Raw genomic sequence first — 1263 nt, 5'->3', positions numbered from 1 at the left:
GAGATCATGTGGATCCCATCCCATGGTCTCGTACGGCATACAAAATATTTAATTTATACTCGGAAAAACACCTTCGGAACTACTGCTAGACAGAGAAAAGTTTTTAAGTCATGTAACAGGTTTTAATATAGCGAGATGGCAAAACTAGTAGGCAATGAAGTTAGATTGAGTTTAATTGAGATATTCGCAGTTTTTCTGAGAGATAAATTTTTTGAAGGCTCTTGGGACAACCAGCTGGAGTGGATTTCAAAGTATGGCACAGAGCAGCAAAGAAGTGAAGACATCCCTCTTATATTAGGATTGAGAGACTTTGAGAAAATGCATAATTTGAACTTACGTAATTTCATGCCCCTCGAGTGGCTTAGTTTCGAGCCTTCTATTGCAAGAAAAGTTCAATCCTAAGAGTTAGCACTCAAGCTGTACAGTACACAGCAGATTTATAAGAATTCTATTTTTCTACCTTTTATTAATGGCGCGAAAATGCACTAACTGCGAAATGATAAAAATTTACGAAAATTGCGAGTTTGGCTGCGAACTAATTATGAAAAACGGTAAATAATTATTAAGCGCACCTAAAATCACTTTGCCCATCGAGGTCTGTGTCTGGGTTAAGTGGGTTGGTTTTGTATCCAAGATAAGGTCTATTTTTGTGCGTGTGCTTCTCTCCTTTGTGCTCTTTTACACATATAACGGGAGAGCAGAAACGGAGGAAGGGCTGTACATATACATAATACACATATACATATACATACACACATACTCCAAAGAAGCGAGTTCCTCCTGAAAAAAAACCACCAATACCGAGGAACACAAAGTATGCTACCCAAGTCCCAAGATAAAAACCTGCGAGTGCTCCTACAACTCCTGCAAGGGCAGCGCTAGAATAGATTTTATATTTTCGATGACTACATGTGCAACATATATATGATAAAATTGGGAGAAGAAAGATGCCAAATGAGAAAAAATCGTTGAGATTCCTCCAGTAATGGCCCCTATTGCAGCACCATACGGAGCAAGTTTATCGAGCAGGTTTTTACTAACAAGCTTCATTGTTTCTTTCTCCTTTAAAGCCGTGTAAATGTCCTTATTTGCTTTTGTAAATCATCATAACCCATGCTCATAGCCGAGTGTGCTCCACCAAGCATCTTCCCCACCCCATGTTGAAAAACCGGTTTCCGTCAAAGCTCCTTTTTTGCTGTATTTATTCAATATCCTATTAATCAAGTTCGCAAAAGGAATTATTTTGAGTGGATAAATACCTTA

The 1263-nt window shown here is 38.3% G+C and carries 1 protein-coding gene; it reads left to right on the top strand.

The window, feature by feature from the left end; genetic code table 11:
* The first annotated feature begins 135 nt into the window (after positions 1–135).
* Positions 136–402, top strand: a complete 267-nt coding sequence (locus tag QMD21_07750; protein MDI6856656.1) for a hypothetical protein — start codon at positions 136–138, stop codon at positions 400–402.
* Positions 403–1263: the final 861 nt, after the last annotated feature.

The sequence above is a fragment of the Candidatus Thermoplasmatota archaeon genome, assembly GCA_030018475.1.
Classification (GTDB): Archaea; Thermoplasmatota; JASEFT01; order JASEFT01; family JASEFT01; genus JASEFT01.
The sequence above is the reverse complement of the archived record's forward strand: the minus strand, read 5'-3'. Positions and strand labels throughout refer to the sequence as shown.

Coding starts and splice junctions, on each gene's coding strand:
- QMD21_07750 (MDI6856656.1), top strand. CDS start 136: ATGGCAAAACTAGTAGGCAATGAAGTTAGATTGAGTTTAATTGAGATA.